Source organism: Candidatus Hydrogenedentota bacterium (assembly GCA_012523015.1).
In the GTDB taxonomy this organism is placed as follows: domain Bacteria; phylum Hydrogenedentota; class Hydrogenedentia; order Hydrogenedentales; family CAITNO01; genus JAAYBJ01.
In genome coordinates this window covers 1-2,285 of record JAAYJI010000216.1, presented here as the reverse complement: position 1 = coordinate 2,285, position 2,285 = coordinate 1, and the positions used below count along the sequence as shown (strand labels likewise).

At 40.1% G+C, this 2,285-nt stretch carries 1 protein-coding gene and 1 pseudogene; both read right to left on the bottom strand.

What is annotated here, in order from left to right; all coding sequences use genetic code 11:
- Positions 1-354: pseudogene (locus tag GX117_09260) on the bottom strand (DUF255 domain-containing protein).
- A 36-nt stretch (positions 355-390) separates the two neighbouring features.
- Positions 391-1,941, bottom strand: coding sequence for a recombinase family protein (locus GX117_09255; protein ID NLO33527.1), 1,551 nt, complete (start codon positions 1,939-1,941; stop codon positions 391-393).
- Positions 1,942-2,285: the final 344 nt, after the last annotated feature.

Genomic DNA, 2,285 nt, shown 5'->3' with positions numbered 1-2,285 from the left:
TCATATAAATATGGTCGATATCCGGCCTTTCTTCCCGGTCAACTTTGATGGCAACAAAATGCCGATTCAGCAATTCTGCCGCTTCTTCATCCTCAAAAGACTCCCGCTCCATCACATGGCACCAATGACAGGTAAATAAAGTACACCTATTCTTTCTTAAATGTTTTTAGCCCCAAAGGGCTAAGAATAGCCTATCGATAGGAAGATTGGTTTATCTTCAGCCGTAGCTTTCTGAAAAGCTTCCGGGGTCCATGCATCCCAATCAACAGGATTGTAGGCGTGTTGTATCAGGTACGGCGATTTTTCGCGAATCAGCCTATTAGCTTTGCGTATCTCTTTGTCAGGAATAGTCATTTTAATCTCCTTTTTAAAAAGTATTTTAAATAGTATTTACAAATATTCTAAATAAATGATAATTTCGCCGGTTTCCCTATCTCTATCGTACCATGCTTTATTTATGATCGCCGAAAATAACGCATTCTTTTCTTGATTTGTGGTAGCATTTCCCCAATCCGCAATAAACTCATTGATTTGTTCTTTCATTTCCTCGGGGCTAATAGCTTGAAAAGACGCCGTTTCCAGGTTTAAAGCCCGAATGCGGCTACTAATCTCATTGGTTTCATTATCATATTTTTCTTTGTATTTTTTATAGAATTCGATATTTTCGATGCCTTCTAAAAACAACATTTTCGCCCTTGCTTTTGCCCCAGCCTTTTTTTCCAGTTCCTTTTCTAAAACCTTGATTTCCTCTATCTTTTGTTTGTATATGGCTTCCTGTTCCGTATTTCCAGCCAATCGTTCGGGTGTTATGAATTCATCTCTTATTTTGCTTACGATTTGAGCATAAATCTCATCCTTAATTTCCGCACCTCTTTGGCTGCATCTTTTACCGAAAGGTCCATAATAATCGCATTTTGTGAACACAGCTTTGCCGGACTTTCTATCTTTTGTATAAAACCTCATTCGATACCCACACTGATGGCAATACAAAAGGCCTGAAAGCGGGTAAACGCCTTTTCTTGCAGCTACTGGCTTCCGGCGGTTCCTTTTTAATGTTAATAATATTTGATCGTGTTCTTCCTGGGTTTTTAGTGCCGGATGTGATTGTTCTTTGCTGACAATCCATTCACTCCGAGGTTTTATTTCTAGCCCTGACTGAGTTGTTTTGTCCCACCTGCCCTTGGTTTTGCCAAAAATAGACTTTCCGAGGTGAAATTCCTCAACAAGCAGTCGATGTATTGCATTGTTATGCCACAATTTTCCTCCCGGGGATGATACGCCCTGCGAGTTTAATAATTCTGTAATTTGCTGCGTACTTTTACCTACCCTTAGATATAAATCAATGATCATCCTGTAAATTATTGATTGTTCTGGGTGCGGCACCACTTCTCCAACAACGACATCTTTGCCATTGTTGTCATAGACCTTTTTAAGATATTTATACCCGTATGGAGGCTTTCCGTTCGTCCAGCGCCCCATGATGGTGCCCTCAATTTTCCCTTCGTGAAACCTACTAACAATTTTCCGATACTCGTGATGATTAACTGCCCCCGTAATGTTCATCAAGAGTTCATCAGTAGGGTCTCTGGGGTCATAAATTGCGCTTGGCGTTACTATCAATGCTGCGGCCTTTTTAAAAGCACCAACGACCATACCCCACTCTGCTATATCGTTTCTCCCAAGTCTGTCCAGATCCACTACAACAACTGCATCAACTAAATGCAAATTGTCCAACAGCTTCAGCATTTCCTCTCGTTTATCCAATTTAGCTCCAGTAACGATTTCTTCATAGATTTCTTTTACCTCCCATTCACGCTCCCAGCACAAACGCACTAATCTTTGACGATGTTTTTGGAGTGCGTCTTCCTGGTTTTCGTCCCTCGATTTTCTCAAATAGAGGCACACGCACTTTATGTTTTCTTTACGGCTTACATTTTTCATTGCAATTCTCCTTAGATAATTTATAAACCTGCGCTTTATTTGCCAGCATCCTAATATAATTACTAAGTGCTTTTTCCGATGGACTATTAAGCGATTGGATGGTTTCCGCGGGTAAGCCCTTCATTTTTGATTTCATCTTATATTACCTCCTAATTTTTGATAAAAAAAGGCCCGGCACATAGACCGGGCCTCTCCTAGGAGGGAAATATTCAGAATCTTATTTTTCCATATGGTTTAAATTACCGAAATCTAAGCATGGGAGCATTCCGTTAATAACATCCTCAACCCTTAGTAGTAAAAGATCCTTCCAACTAACAGGGGGATTGGTCTACATAGTTTAACAT